The sequence below is a fragment of the Candidatus Methylobacter oryzae genome (genome assembly GCF_003994235.2).
Classification (GTDB): Bacteria; Pseudomonadota; Gammaproteobacteria; order Methylococcales; family Methylomonadaceae; genus Methylobacter_A; species Methylobacter_A oryzae.
Genome location: NZ_RYFG02000095.1, coordinates 1 through 18,666, shown reverse-complemented (window position 1 = coordinate 18,666; position 18,666 = coordinate 1). Strand labels below are relative to the sequence as shown.

Here is an 18,666-nt window from a genome sequence, read left to right as displayed (position 1 = left end):
TGTTTATACCTACCTCCCGCGTTATTTTGCAAGCTCCCGAAAGAGTTTTGCGGGTTCATGGTAAGCTTTTATATATTCCCAAATTGTTTTTGTGAATCGTCAAAAAATTTTCCCATTCTTCGCAACCGCGAAAAAATAAAAGACCGTCGAGATGGCTGTTTTCGTGTATAGCGATAAATTTATTGACGGACAAAATAAATAAGGCTTAACTTAAACGCCAGAGCAAACGGGAGCTTACTCCCTGCAAGCTTACAAACACTGGTTGCCTTTTGCCGCTTGAGAAAGAGGAAATGAAGAATTGCGGTTTGTTGTCTATTTCTCTTTACCTGAATTGGATTAGCCATGCTTCTAGATGACGCAACTCAATTTTATTTTAGGATTCACTAAACTTATGAAAATAACTGAAACTAAAGGTATTTTTTTATAAGTTTGTTAGCAAACCTTTCGATGCAATGGTCAATTAAACTGAAGCCCGTCTATTACCAACCACCAATAAAATAAGTCCCATCTCGACTTGCCCAAAAAACTCGAACCCTCATTACTGCTGGAGCTTAAACCCTCCCAGCGATTAAAACAGTTGCTGGTCGCCATGCATGCACTGACCTTGGGCGCAAGCATCGTCAATGCTTTACCGGTTACCGTCAAGCTGCTTTTGTTAATCGCAATTTGCATTCATTTTTATTTTTCGATTAAACACTTAGAAAGCGAGCCGTATACAATCAAACATACCGACGCATTAGGCTGGGAAGTATCCGGCGGCAGTGACTTTAAACCGGTGCAAATCCTGGATTCAACCGTCATCACTACCTTCGCAATATTCCTGCATTTTACCGGCGATGCGCATAAGCGGTCCCTGCTTATACTCAACGATGCATTAAGTAAGGACGATTACCGGCGCCTTATTGTCAGGCTAAAAACAGCCGGTAACAGCAAAAGCCAAACTCATTAACCTAAAAAAGCGGTTGGAGCAAGTGAAAAGCCGTTCGTGCCGAGCCCTTCGGCAGGCTGGGAGAACGGGATATTAGAAAACTCAACGGCTCTTTTTAGGATTAAATTTTCCGGAAAATCGGAATTGATTTTTCGGAAGAATGTCGTGCCTTAAGTCCCCAAGCCAAGAGATATTCGATCCTGCGATGATTATCGGTTAAGCGTTTTAAAAATACGCTAAACAGCTTTTTATAAAACAGATAGCCTTTATTCGGATGAGCATCCAGATATTCGCCAAGTTTCTCTCCGCTGATTTCCAGTAAACACCCGTCAGTCATTGCTATAACGGAAGCGGTCCTGACAGAGGATTCATGAAGACAAGCATCCCCAAAAATATCTCCTTTTTCTAAATCACCGATTCCGGTTTTCATGTTTCGATGTTCTTCCAGCTCCACATGCACGGATACTCGTAACTTGCCTTTTTCAACCAGAAACAGAGACTTGGCAACATCGCCCTCCTTGACGATGATTTCGCCGGCATAAAAACGCCAACGTTTCCAAGCAATCCCTTGAATAAATGCCGGATCATTCAGTATTTCTTTGATTAAATTTTCCAAGGCCGTCTATCCCTGCTGTGAACAATATTTAACAAACTACTCAATCCAGTACTCAGTCAGTATTAATATGTCGAGTACAAAGTATTTAACTCAGCGTAAATCCGCTGACCTCATTCGACAAGCTCATGACAGGCTTCGACAGGGCTCTCCTGAGTTTATCGAAGGACTCAGGACGAACGGATTTACTTTTACTCGTCAAAATAGCATTGACTGAGTACTAGTCTGATTGCATCCTGTCACTCGCACTCCAGGCCATCAACCCGTTGAAAGCCCCTGGGCAATGCCGATCCTCTATTGGCCCGGTTGCCGGAATAATGCTCAATATCCGCACCTTTAAGCGTTAATTGCCGTTTGCCGGCAGTAACTTTCAACTGCCCGTTTTCCGGCAGCGCCGCTGCGGCAATAACGTAATCTTTTCCCGCGCCCAGGTCGGCGCCCGGAATTTGAATCAGCTTATTGCCCTTGCCTTTCGCCAAAGCCGGCAACTCGGCCGCCGGAAATATCAGCAAGCGGCCTTGCAACGTCGCGACGGCGAGCAAATCGGATTCATTGCGTATCGGCACCGGCTTCAGGACCTTGGCGCCATCCGGCAGCGTGATCAGCAGTTTACCGGCTTTGTTTTTACTGAACAATTCTTTTAGCTGAACCCGGAATCCATAACCGAAGTGGCTGGCAACGACATACCAGTCATCCGGTTGACCGGCCAGAAGATGCAAGAACAACGAGCCCGGCGGAGGATTCAAGCGCCCGGTCAACGGTTCGCCCTGGGTCCTGGCCGACGGCAAATCATGCGACGAAGTGCTGTAAGCCCGTCCGGTCGAATCGAGGATATAAACCGGTTGCGTGCTCCGGCATTTAACCGCATCCAAAAAACTGTCGCCGGAACGGTAACTCAAGCTGGCAACGTCGATGTCATGGCCTTTCGCCGCCCTGATCCAGCCTTTTTCGGACAGGATCACAGTCAGCGGCTCGTTGCTGATCAACGCGGTCGTATCCAGCGCTTGTGCGGCTTCCCTGGCAACAATCGGCGAGCGGCGATCATCGCCGTATTTTTCCGCGTCGCGCTCCAGTTCTTTCCTGATCAGGCGGTTCAGCAAACGCGGCGAGGCCAGCGTTTTTTCCAGTGCGGCGCGCTCCTGCTCCAGCTCGTCCTGCTCGCCGCGAATTTTCATTTCCTCAAGCTTGGCCAGATGTCTTAGTTTTAATTCCAATATTGCTTCGGCCTGGATGTCGGTCAGGCCGAAACGCGCCATCAGCACCGGTTTTGGATGGTCTTCGTTGCGGATAATCGCGATCACTTCGTCGATATTCAGGTAGGCAATCAGCAGACCTTCGAGGATGTGCAGCCTTGCCAATACCTTGTCCAAGCGGTATTGCAGACGCTTGCGCACGGTCTCGGTACGGAACGACAGCCATTCGACCAGAATGTCTTTAAGGCTTTTAACCTTGGGCCGCCCGTCCAGGCCTATCATGTTCAGGTTAACGCGATAGCTTTTTTCCAGGTCTGTCGTCGCAAACAGATGCGACATCACTTCATCGACATCGATGCGTTTTGATTTAGGAATGACCAGCAAACGGGTCTGGTTTTCATGATCGGACTCATCGCGCAAGTCTTCGATCATCGGCAATTTTTTCGCCAGCATTTGCGCGGCAATCTGCTCCATTAATTTCGCGCCGGAAACTTGGTGCGGCAGCGCGGTAATCACAATATTGCCGTCTTCCTGCTCGTACTTGGCGCGCATTTTGATCGAGCCGCCGCCGTTGATATACATTTTTTGTATCTCGTCGGCCGAGGTGATGATTTCTGCGTCGGTCGGGTAATCGGGGCCTTTGATATGGCTGAACAGCATATCCCAGCTACTGTCCGGATCGTCCAACAACTGTATGCAGGCATTGGCGACTTCGCGCAGGTTATGCGGCGGTATGTCGGTCGCCATGCCGACCGCAATGCCCATCGTGCCGTTCAGCAATATATTCGGCAACCGCGCCGGCAACAGCACAGGCTCTTTCAAGGTCGCATCGAAATTATCCGTCCACTCAACCGTACCCTGCCCTAACTCGCTCAATAAGGTTTGCGCGTAAGCGGTCAGGCGGGATTCGGTATAACGCATTGCCGCAAAAGACTTGGGATCGTCAGGCGAGCCCCAGTTGCCCTGTCCGTCGACCAGCGGATAGCGATAGGAAAAGTCCTGCGCCATCAATACCATCGCTTCGTAACAGGCGGAATCGCCGTGCGGATGATATTTACCCAATACGTCGCCGACGGTTCTGGCCGATTTTTTAAATTTGGCGGTCGCGGTCAAGCCCAATTCGGACATCGCATAAACAATACGCCGTTGCACCGGCTTCAACCCGTCGGCGATATTCGGCAAAGCCCGGTCCAAAATCACGTACATGGAATAATCCAAGTAGGCTTTTTCGGTAAAATCCTTTAACGGCAGTTGTTCAAAATTTCCCTGCATCATCATAAGTTACAGCTCATCCTCTAATAATTGTTTTTCCAGGCTTTCCCGGATTGTTTTTACGCAGTTGAACTGCGTTATAAAATTTGCCGTTATCTCTCAACTATCGACACTACCGCAGCAAAGCGCTTTACGGCTTAAGCGCCAAACCAAGCGGTGCTTTTCTATTGTATAGCCGAGACATTTGGGGGGCGGCAATTATAATTATCTTTATTCATATATTTGAATTTTAAATTTTGAAAAGCCGAACGGCGAGACAAAAAGCATCGTCTGTATCGATTAATTGATTGCTTTTTGAGGACCTCAAGGCTTGCGGCAGATTCATGATGCGGATAGCATGTTAAATACCGGCCGCAAATATCGGGTGAATTTCAGTTTTCTTTCAAACAGTTAACAGGAGATCATCATGCCAAGCGAAAAACAACGCGACGACCAGCCCTTACCTTCAACCGATGCAGAAAATCTCACGGAAAGTGTTGTAGGTAATTTTAAAATGCTGCTGCTATTCATTGGCGGCGTGGCGCTGGTTTTATCCATTCTTGTACTACTGCCGATGTTTCTGACCTATTTATCCGAGGGCGATTATCGTGCGCCATCCGAAGTCCATCCAACGGATAGCGCAGTTAAGAGGGGTCAAAGTACTTACAAAGCAGATAAATAAAGATTATTGTTAGGCGGGGAGCTAGACCTTCCAGGTTTGCAAAACCTGGAAGGTCTGAGAGATGGCGAATAATCCCTATAGGCTTTGCTTAATCGCCCAAGCCACATCGACCGCTTGCCGGTTTTCCTTGACGTCATGCACCCGGAATATCCGTACGCCGGCCATCACGCCTAAAGCCGTGGTCACTGCGGTGGCGGTAACCAATTCCGAAGGTTCGTTTACATCGCAAATCGTTCCCATGAAGCGCTTGCGGCTGGTGCCCAGCAGCACAGGAAAACCGCTTGCGACCAATGCATCAAGATGGGCCAGCAAATCCAAATTATCCTGCTTGCGCTTGCCGAAACCTATGCCCGGATCGATTGCAATGGCTTCTTTGTTAACGCCGGCCTTTAATGCCGCATTAATACTTTCATCCAAAGCATCAAGCACTTCCTGCACGACATTTTGATAATGCGGATTATCCTGCATCGTTTTTGGCGTTCCCTGGCTATGCATCAAAATAATCGGCGCGCCGGTTGCGGCTGCCAGCGTTAAGATTGCCGGGTCCGCGCTACCGCCTGACACATCGTTGATAATATTTGCGCCCGCATCCAAAGCCGCTTTGGCGACCGCGCTTAAGGTCGTATCGATGCTGATCAAAATATCGCTACGTAATTGCTGCCTGATCGCTGCGATAACCGGAACGACCCGCCGGATTTGCTCGTCAGCCGTAACCGGGTCGGCTCCGGGGCGAGTCGATTCGCCGCCTATGTCAATAATGTCGACGCCTTCGGACACCATCAACTCGACTTGTTTTACGGCCGCATCAAGACCCGAATATTTGCCGCCGTCGGAAAAACTATCCGGCGTCACATTTAAAATCCCCATAATCAGCGGTTTATTTTGCGCGTTATCCGCAAATTGACTGAACATTCCTTAAAAACTCCTGTGTACGAAATCGATATATCGAATCATGTATAATGCCCGCATGTTTCCGACTCTAACTCAATTAAATGGATAAGCCACGATTAGCCTGGGCCATCACCGGCTCCGGCCATTATATAGAAGAATGCCTGGACTTCCTGTTGACCTTGGATAATGTCGACCTGTATTTAAGCCAGGCCGGCGAGGAAGTGTTGAAAATGTACGGCATCAGTCTCGACGACGTCCGCAAAAAAATGCCGGTCTACCGCGACAAAACCGCTTCCGCGCCGCCGGTCGGCCTTTTCTACAAAGGCTATTACCATACTTTTGTAATGGCCCCGACGACGTCGAACACGGTCGCCAAATGCGTGCTGGGCATTGCCGACTCGCTGGTCACCAATCTGTATTCCCAAGCCGGAAAATGCAAAGTTCCGAGCATTGTTTACCCGTGCGACATAGCGCCGGAAATGGAAACCACCGCACCCGGCGGAAAAGTCATGGTGTACCCGCGTAAAATCGACCTGGAAGGTACGGCTAAACTGCGCACGTTTGAATATACCAGTGTAGTCGAAAGCGTCGAGGAACTGGTTAGCCATGTTACAAAACGGTTACAATCGCTGACATGAGCGAACATATCCTCTTTCTTACCGGCAGGCTGGCGGAAAAACAGCTGCATGGCATTCTCGAAAAAATGCAGCCGGAATTCACCTATACCGTGCACGAACTGGGTCTTAAGGTTGCCGCGTTAATGACCGCGGACATGATTGCCCGACGCCTGACCGATACATTCGGCGCCGACCGCATACTGGTGCCCGGCCGCTGCCGCGGCGACTTGGAAGCTTTGTCCAAAGACTTGGGCTTGCCTGTCGAGCGCGGCCCGGAAGAACTCAAGGACTTGCCGATGTTTTTCGGCCAAGCCGCGCATAAAATCGATTTAAACCGCTACAACGTCAAAATCTTTGCCGAAATCGTCGATGCGCCGAATATCAGCGTTGAAGAAGCGCTTAAGCGCGCTCATTACTACAAACATAACGGCGCCGACGTGATCGACATCGGCTGTTTGCCGAGCACCGATTTTCCGCAGATGGAAGACATCATTCGCGCATTGAAACAGGAAGGTTTTACGGTCAGCATCGATTCTCTTGAAGCGAACGACCTGCTCAGGGGCGGCAAAGCGGGTGCGGATTACATGCTCAGCCTGCACGAAAGCACGCTGTGGATTGCCGACGAAGTCGCGGCAACGCCGATTTTAATCCCCAAAAAACATGAAGACTTGGCTTCATTGGATCGCGCGATCGAAGCCATGCAGGCAAAAAACCGCGACTTTATTGTCGACCCAATCTTGGACCCGCTGCATTTCGGCTTCACGCAATCCATCGTTCGTTACCATGAAGTCAGGAAGAATCATCCCGGCGTCGAAATGATGCTAGGGGTCGGCAATATCACCGAGCTGACCCATGCCGACACGATGGGCATGAATGCGCTGCTGCTGGGTATCTGCTCGGAGCTTAACATCAACAGCATCCTGGCGACGCAAGTCAGCAAACATGCCTGCCGGGCCGTCAAGGAAGCCGATCTGGCGCGCCGAATCATGTTTGCGGCAAAAGAGCATCAAATGCTGCCCAAGCATATCGATCCGGGCCTAATGGCCCTGCATGAACCCTCTCCTTTCCCTTATAGTCTGGAGGAAATCAAGGAACTGGCCGCGCAAATCAAGGACCCCAGTTACCGTGTCCAAATCAGTAGCGAGGGCGTGCATATTTTCAACCGCGATGGCTTGCACAGCGCCACCGACCCGTTCGACCTGTTCCCGAAACTGCATGTTGAGAACGACGGCGGCCACGCTTTTTATCTCGGCGTCGAGCTGGCCCGTGCCGAAATTGCCTGGCAACTGGGTAAACGCTATAGCCAGGATCAAGCATTACAATGGGGCTGCGCAACCGACAACGAAGAATCGACCGTTGATTTGCATACTTTTAAACCGGCCGGAACCACTTTAAAAAAACATTAATGATTCAAGAAACCATCGTCATCACACAAAACAACTCGGGCATCGCGCATATTGCCCCGATGGGCGTGCATACATCTGCCGAAACACCGGATGAGTTCATCATCCTGCCGTTCCGCCCTTCTACAACGCTGAACAACCTGCTGGATAGCAAAACCGCGACCGTCAACTGCTGCGATGACGTCCGCGTCTTTGCCGGCTGCCTGACCGGACGGCGCGGTTGGCCGTTAAAACCGGCGGAAAGAATCAATGGTCAAGTGCTCAACTGCGCATTGGCTCATACCGAAGTCGAACTGATCCGCATTGAAGACGACGAAACCCGGCCCAAATTGTTTTGCAAAGCCGTACACACCGTCAATCATGCCCCATTTAGAGGCTTTAACCGCGCCCAATATTCGGTATTGGAAGCGGCTATTTTAGTGAGCCGTTTAAATATGCTCTCTGCCGAAAAAATTCGGAACGAAATCGAATACTTGCGTATCGGCCTGGAGAAAACCGCCGGCAGCCGCGAACTGGAAGCCTGGAGCTGGTTAATGACCGCCATTGAAAATCATACCGGAATCAACTTATGACCAAAATGCTCGCCAGCGTTAACAGCTTAGAAGAAGCGCTATTGGCATTAGCTGCTAATGTTGATATTATCGATTTGAAACAGCCGGCCTCAGGCGCTTTGGGCGCGCTGGAAACCGCTCTTGTCAGCAGCATCGTTCTTGCTGTTAACGGCCGCAGTCCCATCAGCGCGACCGTTGGCGACCTACCGATGCAGCCGGAGATTGTTTACCTGGCAGTCGAAGCAATGGCCGAAACCGGCGTCGATTATATAAAAATCGGCTTTTTTCCCGGCGGCGACTGGCGCGGCACTATCGAAAAACTGGCTACGCTGCCGCGAACCATGAACTTGATAGCCGTATTGTTCGCCGATACCCAACCGGATTTTGCGGTAATCGACATGCTAAAAAGCGCCGGTTTTAAAGGCGTCATGCTCGACACCATGAACAAAAACAACGGCTCTCTGACACAAGTCATGGCCAAGGCCGACATAGCGCAATTTGTCAGGCTTGCAAATGACCTGTCCATGCTTTGCGGTTTAGCCGGCTCGCTCAGATTGGACGACATAGCCGGGCTCATGCCTTACCGGCCCGATTACCTTGGGTTCAGGGGCGCGTTATGTCTGGAACACAATAGAACAGCACAATTAAACAAGGCGTCAATTATGCAAATAAAACAGGCGATAGATGACCAAAACTCTCAGCAGCCAGCAACTGTTGAAAACCGGGTGTTGATTGCCGACGATAGTGAAATAAACCGGTTGATATTGGCCAACATGCTTGAATTAAACGGTTACACTGTCGATTCGGTTGCCGACGGTGCGGAAGCGCTGGAATTCATCAACAAGAACCAGTACGAGTTCGCGCTTATCGATCTTGGCATGCCTGTCATGTCGGGCCTGGAAATGATCAGAGCGCTAAGAAAACAACGCAATCCTTTAAAAGCGGCCGCTATCAGTACTTTTACCGTCGCCAGTCAAAAAGCTGAAGCATTCAGTGCCGGGTTCGATTACTGCTTAACCCGGCCGGTTGATGAAGACCAATTAAACGCACTGATCAATCTTCGTTAAACGGAGCTTGTAGCACGTAATTTCTTATTCAAAATAGCGTACTCACATTAAAGCATAAACCCTTACTCGGAACGCCGCGTAAGGGTTTAGTTGTAGAGTTACTTGCCTACCGGCACGCCCGCCATTTTTAAAACGCTTAGTGAGTAGAAGCGTATAGCTGTTTAATCTCCTTATACCGGTTTAGTGCATCAGTTAAAGATTCTTTAGCCGATTGCCGTTCATTGTTCTGCAAAGCCGTACGCGCCTGCTTTAGCACATTGCTGGCTTGGTTACGTTTCACATCAAGTACATTATTAGCTATATCTTTTTGCAACTGGCGAGCGTCGGTAACCATCTCAACCACAGCTTCGTTATTCACTCCGCTGTCCAGAGCCGCGTTAGCTTCTTCTACTTTAGCCAGCGTATTTTCAATAGCCGATCTAACATCATCGTACGACGGATTCGCCACCGCAAAAGCGGCTGATGACAATGTAGCCATAACAAAAGCAACCACGATTTTTTGGAATATATTCATAGGATAAACCTCATTGTTGATAAGCAGGATATTGATACGTAACGATGCGCTGCCATTTACAAATTCAAGCTAATCGCTAGGTATGATTAAATTCTAGCATATTTAGTTCGCATTAGAACTATTTTCGTTCTAATACGAACTATTTTATCGCATGAACTTTTCCCTTTTAACCTGCCGATCAAAAATAATAGCTATTTATCAATTTGTTACATTAGCCTATCAGCAAAATTGATCACCTACCGGTTCCGTTCAATTTACTAGATGGCCGGGCGGTTTTGCAGAAAATACGTAGAGGATCGAATACATGAAAACATGGCTAAAGAGACGATGGATTGCATTATCGCTACCCATCCGTTTGCTGTTTTTTGGAGAGAAAGCTTTAACCGGTCATTAAAACTATTGAGGTTAAATGGGGTCCAAGCTATTATTTTGTACTAATTAAAACAATTACATTAAAAAAATGAACTCTACTTCGACATTTCCAAGTGTATTGCGTGAGTTATTACGCACACACCAAGCTTTTTTAGCTTATGCCGCCAGTCATGTTTGCACACTGGATCTGACGCTGCCGCAATACGATATCATTATCACTTTGGGTGATAGCAACGGCATGACGTTCAAGAAACTGGGCGAGAAAACCTTAATTACCAAAGGAACCTTAACCGGAGTTATCGGCCGCTTGGAGGACAAAGGCCTGGTGCAGCGGGTGGCTTCGGAAACGGATGGCCGCAGTCAGATTGTAAAACTGACTGCGGCCGGCGAAGACGTATACCAACGTAGTTTTCCCGAGCATCTGTCTTTCATTAACCGGATATTTGACGATTATTCCCCGGAAGACATAGTAAACCTTGAGGACAGCTTGAAACGGTTACACAAAACTGTAACCGCCTTGCGTAACAACGAGAGCGGAATGCCTAGCGATGAAACCGATCAGTAAAACTCATTCGATTCCCCTGCCCCATTGCCCGGCATAAAACTGCTCGCTCAATACTGCCCGGGAACGCGGACCTGATTCCGCGTCCTTAAAATCGTCGTCAAGCACATCCGCATCGGCCTGATAACCGACGGCCATCATCGCCATCGGTTTGCAATCGTCCGGAAGATGAAAAACTTCCCGGGCCTTTTCAGCATCGAATCCGCCCATTTGATGCACGATCAATCCCAATGCCGTAGCCTGCAAGCTTAAGCCGAGACTGGCCGCTCCGGTGTCGTACATTGCCCAGCGGTTCGGCTGGCCGTTATGTTTGAAATTATCCATCGCCACAGCCAATATCAAAACAGGCGCATTCTTGGCCCAGCGCTGGTTTTTTTCAGCCAGCGTTGCAAATGCATTCTGCCAGCCGGCTTCATCGCCGGCTTTATCGCAGACCACAAATCGCCAGGGCTGGCCATTAAAGCAAGACGGCGCCCAATGCGCCGCTTCCAGTAAGGCCAGCAAATCATCAGGACTGACCGGCTTACCGGCATCAAAAGCCCTGGGACTCCAGCGCGCCTGGATAATATCGTGGAGTTTTACACGGGTTGGTGCAGGTTTGTACTGCATGTTCGTCACCTTAATAGTCTTAGATAAAATTTATTTACAGCGTCAATACGCCGTCACGGTAATCGCGAAACGCCTGTTCAATTTCTTCGGCGCTGTTCATCACAAACGGGCCGGACTGCACAAGCGGTTCTTTTAACGGCAGAGCCGCTAACACAAGGAACCGGGCAGACTGTCCTTGCGTTGCCAGTTGAATGTTATCGCCGTCGATTAACTGCCCCAATTGCCCGGCCGCTAAAATTTCGGCCGATGAATCGACCGCCAGCTCGCCTTCGTAAACATAGACCAAAACCGTATGTTCTGCTTCTACCGGAATATCGAACTGTTGCCGAGGACTTAACGATACATCGCAATATAAAGGCCGTGTCGTCACGCCTGTCACCGGGCCGGATATTTTTTGCGTTTCGGACTGATATTCTCCGGCAATCACCTTGATGTAACCGCCATCCGCCAGCGCAACTTGAGGAATTTTTGCAGCAGCAAACTCCTGATAATGCGGTGCTTTCATTTTTTCTTTGGCCGGCAGGTTAATCCAGAGCTGAAAACCGCGTAACAAACCATTTTCCTGTTCCGGCATTTCCGAATGAATAATGCCGTGCGCGGCCGTCATCCATTGCACATCGCCGGCCCCCAAATGCCCTTCGTTGCCCAAATGATCGCGGTGCCGCATCGCGCCTTCCAGAATATACGTCACCGTTTCAAAACCGCGATGCGGATGATCCGGAAAACCGCCGATATAATCGGCCGATTGATCTGAACCGAACTCGTCCAGCAAGATAAACGGATCGAAACTGTTTTTTTGCTGCGGACTGACGATACGTTTCAGCTTAACGCCGGCGCCATCCGAAGTATTTTTGCCGGTAATGACGGCCCCAAGTTTCCGCGTTTGCTTATTCATCTTTAGCCTCCGATAATTTTGCTTTGATCAGCGCATCCAGCGAATACCGGCCGCCGCCGATAAATACCAACGCCGCGGTTGCCGATAATAAAGCCAGCGCATATTCGATACCGTGCGTATCCAGAAAAAAGCCGTGTCCCCAATGCACCCATAAAAGCGCAACCAACATTGTGATCGCGTTAACCAGCGCTGCCGGACGCGTCAGCAATCCCAAAATTAGCGCAACCCCGCCAAAAAACTCGGCGCCGCCCGCCAATAACGCCATCGTAAATCCCGGATTCAGGCCTACCGACGCCATCCATTGCCCGGTTCCATCCAACCCATAACCGCCGAACCAGGCGAATAATTTTTGTCCGCCATGCGCAGCCAGGATCAAGCCGATAGGAACGCGCAAGATAACGGCTTCCAGGCCGGCGTTGGAATCTATTGTTTTATCGATTAAGTTGCTCATAATGACCTCATAATTGTTTAATATTTTGAACTTTCGAGTTCATTATAGGTTTGCGATAAATAATAAAAAGCGATAGATTTTGCTCAATAGATTCAGAATATTTGAACAATAAATCTATTAATTTAACAGCAACTGCGGAGTGCAAGCTTCGCTTGCGCTTGCAGGCAAAGCCTACACTCCTAAACACAAACAGAAAACATGAAATACCCCATCACCCTCGACGCGCTGGAAGTTCTGGACGCAATCGACCGGAAAGGCAGCTTTGCCGCCGCGGCCAATGAACTGTTCCGGGTTCCTTCGGCTATCTCTTATACCGTGCAAAAACTGGAACAGGACCTGGACGTCGTCCTGTTTCGCAAGGAAGGCAGAAAAGCCGTGTTGACCGAAGCCGGAAAAGTATTGCTCGAGCAAGGCCGGGAAATCCTGGAAGCGACAGAACGCTTGGCTATTGCGGCCAAGAAGACCCATAGCGGTTGGGAACCGGTTTTTAATATCGCGATAGATACCATTTTGGATTTTGATTTTATCTATCCGTTAATAGCTAAGTTTTACGAAGTATTGCCGGATATTGAAATCAATATTTACGAAGAAGTATTAGGCGGTTCGCAAGAAGCGATAACCGGCAATCGTGCCGATCTGGTCATCGGCACGGGCGTATTCCCCACGCCGAATCAGGGCATCAGATACCAAGAGATCCGACAAGTTGAATGGATTTTTACCGTTGCGCCGGGCCATCCGCTGAGCCAAGCGCCATTGCCGCTTTCCCGCCAGTTGATTGAGCAGCACCGTTTTATCGTGATCAGGGATTCATCCAGAAACCAGGCGCCGCAAAGCCACCGGGTATTCAGCAAGCGGCCGGTGCTCAGCGTGCCGTCGATGTCGGAAAAAATTAATGCTTTAAGCGCGGGTCTGGGCGCCGGTTTTTTACCGGCGCACCGGATTCGGCACTTGCTTGAACAAGGCCTGCTGGTTTCATTGCCGGTAGAAGACGCAATACCGGTTGATCATCTTCATATAGCCTGGAAAACCAGCAATAAAGGCAAGGTCTTACGCTGGTTTATCGAACAGTTGTCTCGGCATGAATTTGTTTAGTAGTCGCACAAAAGATTTTTTATCTCACCACGAAGGACAGAAAGTTTTATGTTTTCTTCGTGTCCTTCGTGCCTTCGGTGAATCAATTAACTATTTGCCCGATTCTTTGCCTGCCTGTTTTCGTCAATAATCTTCTTAATCAACGTCTCGGCGCCATCCAGCTGGTAATCGTAAACGTCGGTCTTATAAGCCGTAGCCGGCGTCGTGGTTAAAGGCTCCAATACCGAACGTCCGGGGTGACTGGTATCGATCCGTACGACTGCCGACAAGCCCGGACGCAACGGTTTGGCCTTTAACTCTTCGGCGCGTAAGCCAACCCGCACCGGTACCCGCTCGACGATATGGATATAGTTGCCGGTCGCATTATCCGGCGGCAATAAACCAAATACGCTGCCGGTACCGGCGCCCAAGCCCTGCACTTCGCCGTGATAAACCACGCTGGAACCGTATAAATCAACGGTGATTTCGACCGGTTGGCCGGGCTGCACATTCGCCAGCTCGTTTTCCAGGAAGTTAGCTTCCACCCATAAATAATCCAGCGGCACGATAGCCAACAGCGGCGTCTCCGGGTGAACCTGCTCGCCGGGTTGGATGCTGCGTTTGGCGACAAAGCCGGACACCGGCGCGACAATCTGCTGCCGGGCATTGTCCAGATAAGCCTGTTTCAGCGCGGCGACCGCCTGTAACACTTTCGGGTTGTCGGCCGGGCTGGTGTTCCGGATCAAGGCCTCGGCCCCGCCCAATTCGGCGCGAATCTGGCGAACCTCAGCCTCCTGCTCGCTGACCTGGAACTCGTTGTCTTCAATCTGTTGCGCCGATACCGCACCGTCGCCGGCCACGCTACGATAACGCGCCAGGTCTTTCCTGCTGCGATTCAAGACCGCTTCCTTCCCGGCCAGCTTCTGCCGCAGCATGTCGGCTTGGCTGAACGCCGTCTCGATCTGCCTGACGCTATCGGCCAGATTCGCTTCGGCCCGCTCCAGCGCCACTTGCGCCTGCAAGCCGTCGAGACGCACCAATACATCGCCCTGACGCACATACTGGGTATTATCGACCCGCACATCGACAATCGTGCCGCTGGTTTGCGCCTTCAATGGCGCCTGGTTGCCGATGATATAAGCATCGTTGGTGACCACGAACCGGCTGGCAACATTCCACCAGTACAGCAGGTAAATCAATCCGGCCAGCGCAGCGATCACAGTCACCAGCAACAAGCGGTACCCCCGGTGCTGCCGGCGCTGATGAAAACCTAAGTGGCGTTGGGGTTTGGTTTGGGCATTAGTCATGGCTATTTACTTTGATCAACATTAATTAAGATTTGCTCTCTTTCCCACGCGCTACGTCAAGACCATTAAGTCAAGCATCGTAGGTGCGGGCCATGCCCGCGATATTTGGGCAGCGAGCAGAATTGTAGAGTTTTCATCGCGGGTGCGGCCCGCTCCTACGGTGTCCTCGACATTCTCATCGTTGTGTTTTCATATCCGCCGCCCAGCGCTTCGATCAAACCGACCGCCGCCAGCAGATGAGCATTTTTCAATTCGCTGGCGGTCAGCCGTTGCCGGATCAATGCGGCCTCGGCGTCGATAATCCCGTCGCGGTCGCTAAGCCCCGCCCGGTAACGTTTTCCGGCCAGTGTCGATGCCGCCTCGGCAGCCTCCAGCGCCCGTTCTTGCGCGGCATCGTGTTCGACGGTTTTCCGCCAATCGGCCAGACTGTCGGCGACTTGCTGCACAGCGGTCAACAATGTGCCGTTGTAACTTTCAACGGCCGCATCGTAAGACGCCTGCTGGTTCTTCAATTCCGCCTCCAAACGCCCGCCTTCAAAAACCGGCAAAGTAAGCGTCGGGCCGATGCCGTAAGCCACGCTCGCGCCGTGAGACAGGAATAAATCTTTCAAGTTAAGGCTGCGCAAACCGGCAAAACCGACCAAGTTAACGTCAGGGTAAAAACGGGTTTTCGCGACTTTGATCAATTGCGCGGCCGACTCCACTTGCCACATTGCCGCGGCCACGTCCGGGCGGTGCGCGAGCAAGCCCAGCGACAGCGCTTCCGGCTGCGGCAAATGTCCGGCAATCTCAATCTCGCCAACGCGAATGTTTTTACCCCAATCCGGCCCCTGACCTGCCAACGCCGCCAGCCGATTACGCAAGGTTTGCGCCTGGTTATGCACAGTGGTTTCGCGTTGCCGAGCCGCTTCAACCTGCTGTTCGCCGGCGTAGACCGAATCCTTGGCGGCCAGCCCGCGTTGCCAGCGCAGCTCGGCCAGTTGCATTTTTTCCTCGGCTTTTTTGACCAAAGCCTGGGCCAGCTCGACGTCTTCTTCGGCCGAACACAAACGGATATAGCTGCGGGCGATTGCGGTGCTCAACATCAGCCGGGCCATCGCCAGCTCCGAAGCTTGGGCTTTTTCTTTTCCCAACGCCGCCTCTAATGCCGCCTTATCCTTGCCCCACAGATCGAGGTGATAGCGAAACACCGCCGGATCGATATAAGCGCCGGTAAACGTCTGGCCTCCGTTAGGCCCGTAAAAATCGGTTGCTGAAAAGCGGCGCTGATGCAATTCGACGCTGGCGCCGATACTCGGCAACATCTCGGCAGCCTGAAAATCGGCTACTGCCTCCGCCTGGGTCAAACGCGCCGCTGCAGCGTGCAAACTGGGACTGTCTTTCAACGCGGTTTCCACCAGCCTGTTCAGCTCCGCATTGTGAAATTCCTGCCACCATTGCGCTCTCGGCCATTCGCTGACGATTTTTTCGGCCTGTGCGTCGGCGTTCAGCGTTTGCTTCAGGCTTGGCATGTCCAGCAATTTAGCCCGCATTCCGTCCTCAGGCAGCCATGCACAACCGTTCAATAGACCCGCCAATAAAATAAAGCTGAGTTGAGCGGCGTGTCCGCTCAAACGAAACTTATGCCCTTTGGGTATAATTCTGCTTAACCGGAACATGACTACGGCTCCTCGATTAAATCTTCCAACGCGGCTAAACGATGATCCTGTTTAACCGCTGGCTTGGGCCCAACCGGCTTTGCAATCCAGACCATTGCCGCCAAGCCTGCAAACAGCCAGGCCGCCAGCCGGAAGGTATCGTCCAAGCCGAGAATCGCCGCATGCTGATTAGCTACTGCCGCCAGCTTCGCCGTAGCCAGCTGACCGTGCAGCCCGGCATCGTGCAAACGGCCGATAATCTCGGCGTCAAAACCGTCGTGCAGAGAAAAACCCTCGATCAATCGGCTTTGGTGAAACGCAGCGCGCCGTTCCCAAAACACCGACAATACCGGCGAGGCGATACTGCCGCCCAATACCCGCAACATGCCGCCCAGTTCGACGGCCTGGGTTTGCCGTCTCGGCGTCAGTCCGGAAAGAAACAGCGTCGTCAACGGCACGAACAACGCGCCCAGGCAAAAGCCTTCCAACACTTGCGTCCACAACGGTTGTGTAAACCAGCCGCCGCGCCCGAAAAAGTCGTAACGGCTGCTCCAAGCGCAATACAGCGCAAACAGCAGCATGTTTACACTGACCAGCAAGCGGGCGTCGAAACGATGCACAATCCGGTGCATCACGCCGGCCATCGGCTTGGCTAAAAACACCAGCGGCAACAACACGCTGCCGGCCAGGAACGATGAGTATCCGGCCACCGCCTGCAAGCGCACCAGCAGCACCGACAATAGGCCGTACATCAACATGAAGCTGACGCCGAGCATGATGCTGCCGATTGCGAAATTGCGCCGGGCGAACAAGCGCAAATCCAACAGCGGCGTACGCTCCGCCAGCTCCCAAACAATGAAATAGACCAACATCAGCAAACCTGTGAACGCCACGATGATCAGCCAGCTAGAATTAAACCAGTCCGCATCCTGGCCTTGATTCAACACCGTCTGCAAACAAAGCAGCGCGGCAGTCAGCAATAAAAACCCGATACCATCGAACGGCACTTTCCGTTGCAACGATTGCCTATCGAACAACAAAGCCCAAACCAACGCCGCAGCCAGCAACGGCAACGGTACGTTCAGGAAAAACAGCCAGCGCCAGCCCAAATGATCGGCGACCCAACCGCCGGCAACAGGACCGAGCGTGAAAGGGCTCAACGCGGCAATACTCCACAGCGACACCGCAAACGATTTGGCCGATTCCGGGTATTCGCGCATCAACAGGGTTTGCGACAGCGGGATAGTCAAACCGCCGAAAAAACCTTGCAGCGCCCTGCCCGACAAAAACCAGAACAAATCGCCGGTCATAGCGCATAGCAGCGAAGCCAGCGTCATTGCAACCATCGCCAGCAAATACAGCCGGACTTCGCCGACCGCAGCCGCCAGCCACGAACTGACCGGCAACGCCAAAGCCAGACAAACGAAATAGTAAGTCTGCATCCAAGCAGCGTGGCTGGGGCTTACGCCCAAATCGCCGGTCGCATGCAGGACGACGGATGCGAACGCGCCGGTATTGAAAAGCACCAAGACGTTGCCCAGCAGCAAGCCGAAATTCAGGAAGAAAAACTGCACGCCGCTTAGCGCGTGCTTGCCGGTATGGCCGTTGTTCAGGCTGTCGTGCGTTAAGGTTGCCCACGCGGCTCGGGCGGTTTTATCGGTAGAGCTCATGACTCGGACTCGCAATAAAGGGAATTATCCGTTTAACTGCAAGCGCCGTGCCGGAGTAGGACGAAGCCCATTATCTCTATTTAAATCATCAAGTTAATAAATTTAAATAGTAAAAAACGATAGGCTATCCAAAATACCAATTCACTATATATCGTGAAACTTACGTAATATCGTGACTTACCAGATACTCACTTTGCATAACCAACCTTCATAGACTGAACACCATCACGGTTGCGGATTCTTAATCAATACAAGGATAATGCTATGTTATAGGTGCAGTAATTCATTAAGGCTAGAACTTACGCATTGACAGCCGGTATAGAATATGAGGCATGAACTAACCCTAGGCAACGGAAGGCCCGCCCGTGATAAGAAAAATAAG

General features: G+C 51.1%; 18 protein-coding genes. 8 read left to right on the top strand and 10 right to left on the bottom strand.

Annotated features, from left to right (window positions below; all coding sequences use genetic code 11):
* The first annotated feature begins 514 nt into the window (after nucleotides 1–514).
* Entirely contained in the window at nucleotides 515–949 is a 435-nt protein-coding gene (locus EKO24_RS11000) for a protein YgfX (RefSeq protein WP_127029398.1), read from the top strand.
* Between the two features lie 100 nt (nucleotides 950–1,049).
* Here EKO24_RS11000 and EKO24_RS10995 read toward each other — a convergent pair whose 3' ends face one another.
* Together EKO24_RS10995 and parC are read right to left on the bottom strand one after the other, a co-directional pair.
* Nucleotides 1,050–1,544, bottom strand: a complete 495-nt coding sequence (locus tag EKO24_RS10995) for a Crp/Fnr family transcriptional regulator (protein ID WP_127029399.1) — start codon at nucleotides 1,542–1,544, stop codon at nucleotides 1,050–1,052.
* Nucleotides 1,545–1,780: 236 nt separating this feature from the next.
* Complete coding sequence (parC, locus tag EKO24_RS10990; RefSeq protein WP_127029400.1) at nucleotides 1,781–4,012, bottom strand: DNA topoisomerase IV subunit A; 2,232 nt, start codon at nucleotides 4,010–4,012, stop codon at nucleotides 1,781–1,783.
* A 400-nt stretch (nucleotides 4,013–4,412) separates the two neighbouring features.
* On the opposite strand from parC, the gene EKO24_RS10985 reads away from it, so the two are divergent.
* The gene (locus EKO24_RS10985) at nucleotides 4,413–4,667 is read left to right on the top strand and encodes a hypothetical protein (protein WP_127029401.1); all 255 of its coding nucleotides are present in this window, start codon (nucleotides 4,413–4,415) and stop codon (nucleotides 4,665–4,667) included.
* 75 nt (nucleotides 4,668–4,742) lie between these two features.
* Here the strand turns inward: EKO24_RS10985 and folP are convergent, their stop codons facing one another.
* Entirely contained in the window at nucleotides 4,743–5,579 is an 837-nt protein-coding gene (gene folP / locus EKO24_RS10980; RefSeq protein WP_127029402.1) for a dihydropteroate synthase, read from the bottom strand.
* Nucleotides 5,580–5,659: 80 nt separating this feature from the next.
* On the opposite strand from folP, the gene EKO24_RS10975 reads away from it, so the two are divergent.
* The 4 genes from EKO24_RS10975 to EKO24_RS23470 are packed head-to-tail and all read left to right on the top strand — an operon-like array spanning nucleotide 5,660 to nucleotide 9,196.
* Nucleotides 5,660–6,196, top strand: coding sequence for a flavoprotein (locus tag EKO24_RS10975; RefSeq protein ID WP_127029403.1), 537 nt, complete (start codon nucleotides 5,660–5,662; stop codon nucleotides 6,194–6,196).
* The gene (locus EKO24_RS10970) at nucleotides 6,193–7,581 is read left to right on the top strand and encodes a DUF6513 domain-containing protein (protein WP_127029404.1); all 1,389 of its coding nucleotides are present in this window, start codon (nucleotides 6,193–6,195) and stop codon (nucleotides 7,579–7,581) included. Before EKO24_RS10975 ends, EKO24_RS10970 begins: the two co-directional genes overlap by 4 nt.
* Nucleotides 7,581–8,150, top strand: a complete 570-nt coding sequence (locus tag EKO24_RS10965; RefSeq protein ID WP_127029405.1) for a DUF447 domain-containing protein — start codon at nucleotides 7,581–7,583, stop codon at nucleotides 8,148–8,150. The genes EKO24_RS10970 and EKO24_RS10965 overlap by 1 nt, the downstream gene beginning before the upstream one ends.
* Entirely contained in the window at nucleotides 8,147–9,196 is a 1,050-nt protein-coding gene (locus EKO24_RS23470) for a (5-formylfuran-3-yl)methyl phosphate synthase (RefSeq protein WP_143733215.1), read from the top strand. The genes EKO24_RS10965 and EKO24_RS23470 overlap by 4 nt, the downstream gene beginning before the upstream one ends.
* Before the next feature lie 136 nt (nucleotides 9,197–9,332).
* Here EKO24_RS23470 and EKO24_RS10955 read toward each other — a convergent pair whose 3' ends face one another.
* Nucleotides 9,333–9,710 (bottom strand): hypothetical protein, encoded by a 378-nt coding sequence (locus EKO24_RS10955; RefSeq protein WP_127029406.1) that lies wholly within the window; start codon nucleotides 9,708–9,710, stop codon nucleotides 9,333–9,335.
* A 460-nt stretch (nucleotides 9,711–10,170) separates the two neighbouring features.
* Here EKO24_RS10955 and EKO24_RS10950 point away from each other — a divergent pair, with 460 nt between their 5' ends.
* Nucleotides 10,171–10,647 (top strand): MarR family winged helix-turn-helix transcriptional regulator, encoded by a 477-nt coding sequence (locus tag EKO24_RS10950; RefSeq protein ID WP_127029407.1) that lies wholly within the window; start codon nucleotides 10,171–10,173, stop codon nucleotides 10,645–10,647.
* Between the two features lie 3 nt (nucleotides 10,648–10,650).
* On the opposite strand, the gene EKO24_RS10945 is transcribed toward EKO24_RS10950, so the two are convergent.
* Genes EKO24_RS10945 through EKO24_RS10935 form a run of 3 tightly spaced genes read right to left on the bottom strand, consistent with a single transcriptional unit; the run spans nucleotide 10,651 to nucleotide 12,599 of the window.
* Nucleotides 10,651–11,253, bottom strand: coding sequence for a nitroreductase family protein (locus tag EKO24_RS10945; protein WP_127029408.1), 603 nt, complete (start codon nucleotides 11,251–11,253; stop codon nucleotides 10,651–10,653).
* 34 nt (nucleotides 11,254–11,287) lie between these two features.
* A complete protein-coding gene (locus tag EKO24_RS10940; protein WP_127029409.1) occupies nucleotides 11,288–12,148 on the bottom strand; it encodes a pirin family protein in 861 nt (286 codons plus the stop codon).
* Nucleotides 12,141–12,599 carry a DoxX family protein gene (locus EKO24_RS10935; protein ID WP_196240018.1) on the bottom strand — a complete coding sequence of 153 codons (459 nt, stop codon included), beginning with the start codon at nucleotides 12,597–12,599 and terminating at the stop codon, nucleotides 12,141–12,143. The genes EKO24_RS10940 and EKO24_RS10935 overlap by 8 nt, the downstream gene beginning before the upstream one ends.
* Nucleotides 12,600–12,797: 198 nt before the next feature.
* Between EKO24_RS10935 and EKO24_RS10930 the strand changes: the two genes are divergently transcribed.
* Nucleotides 12,798–13,691 (top strand): LysR substrate-binding domain-containing protein, encoded by an 894-nt coding sequence (locus tag EKO24_RS10930; protein WP_127029411.1) that lies wholly within the window; start codon nucleotides 12,798–12,800, stop codon nucleotides 13,689–13,691.
* An 86-nt stretch (nucleotides 13,692–13,777) separates the two neighbouring features.
* Here EKO24_RS10930 and EKO24_RS10925 read toward each other — a convergent pair whose 3' ends face one another.
* From EKO24_RS10925 to EKO24_RS10915, 3 genes are all read right to left on the bottom strand, one after another.
* Nucleotides 13,778–14,977 carry an HlyD/EmrA/EmrK family protein gene (locus EKO24_RS10925; RefSeq protein ID WP_127029412.1) on the bottom strand — a complete coding sequence of 400 codons (1,200 nt, stop codon included), beginning with the start codon at nucleotides 14,975–14,977 and terminating at the stop codon, nucleotides 13,778–13,780.
* A 155-nt stretch (nucleotides 14,978–15,132) separates the two neighbouring features.
* Complete coding sequence (locus EKO24_RS10920) at nucleotides 15,133–16,635, bottom strand: efflux transporter outer membrane subunit (protein ID WP_127029413.1); 1,503 nt, start codon at nucleotides 16,633–16,635, stop codon at nucleotides 15,133–15,135.
* A gap of 2 nt (nucleotides 16,636–16,637) precedes the next feature.
* Entirely contained in the window at nucleotides 16,638–18,284 is a 1,647-nt protein-coding gene (locus EKO24_RS10915; protein ID WP_127029414.1) for a DHA2 family efflux MFS transporter permease subunit, read from the bottom strand.
* Between the last annotated feature and the right edge of the window lie 382 nt (nucleotides 18,285–18,666).

What these genes read in the sequence shown, in the direction of transcription:
- parC (WP_127029400.1), bottom strand. Translation starts at nt 4,012, where the DNA reads ATGATGATGCAGGGAAATTTTGAACAACTGCCGTTAAAGGATTTTACC.
- EKO24_RS10985 (WP_127029401.1), top strand. Translation starts at nt 4,413, where the DNA reads ATGCCAAGCGAAAAACAACGCGACGACCAGCCCTTACCTTCAACCGAT.
- folP (WP_127029402.1), bottom strand. Translation starts at nt 5,579, where the DNA reads ATGTTCAGTCAATTTGCGGATAACGCGCAAAATAAACCGCTGATTATG.
- EKO24_RS10975 (WP_127029403.1), top strand. Translation starts at nt 5,660, where the DNA reads ATGGATAAGCCACGATTAGCCTGGGCCATCACCGGCTCCGGCCATTAT.
- EKO24_RS10970 (WP_127029404.1), top strand. Translation starts at nt 6,193, where the DNA reads ATGAGCGAACATATCCTCTTTCTTACCGGCAGGCTGGCGGAAAAACAG.
- EKO24_RS10965 (WP_127029405.1), top strand. Translation starts at nt 7,581, where the DNA reads ATGATTCAAGAAACCATCGTCATCACACAAAACAACTCGGGCATCGCG.
- EKO24_RS23470 (WP_143733215.1), top strand. Translation starts at nt 8,147, where the DNA reads ATGACCAAAATGCTCGCCAGCGTTAACAGCTTAGAAGAAGCGCTATTG.
- EKO24_RS10955 (WP_127029406.1), bottom strand. Translation starts at nt 9,710, where the DNA reads ATGAATATATTCCAAAAAATCGTGGTTGCTTTTGTTATGGCTACATTG.
- EKO24_RS10950 (WP_127029407.1), top strand. Translation starts at nt 10,171, where the DNA reads ATGAACTCTACTTCGACATTTCCAAGTGTATTGCGTGAGTTATTACGC.
- EKO24_RS10945 (WP_127029408.1), bottom strand. Translation starts at nt 11,253, where the DNA reads ATGCAGTACAAACCTGCACCAACCCGTGTAAAACTCCACGATATTATC.
- EKO24_RS10940 (WP_127029409.1), bottom strand. Translation starts at nt 12,148, where the DNA reads ATGAATAAGCAAACGCGGAAACTTGGGGCCGTCATTACCGGCAAAAAT.
- EKO24_RS10935 (WP_196240018.1), bottom strand. Translation starts at nt 12,599, where the DNA reads ATGAGCAACTTAATCGATAAAACAATAGATTCCAACGCCGGCCTGGAA.
- EKO24_RS10930 (WP_127029411.1), top strand. Translation starts at nt 12,798, where the DNA reads ATGAAATACCCCATCACCCTCGACGCGCTGGAAGTTCTGGACGCAATC.
- EKO24_RS10925 (WP_127029412.1), bottom strand. Translation starts at nt 14,977, where the DNA reads ATGACTAATGCCCAAACCAAACCCCAACGCCACTTAGGTTTTCATCAG.
- EKO24_RS10920 (WP_127029413.1), bottom strand. Translation starts at nt 16,635, where the DNA reads ATGTTCCGGTTAAGCAGAATTATACCCAAAGGGCATAAGTTTCGTTTG.
- EKO24_RS10915 (WP_127029414.1), bottom strand. Translation starts at nt 18,284, where the DNA reads ATGAGCTCTACCGATAAAACCGCCCGAGCCGCGTGGGCAACCTTAACG.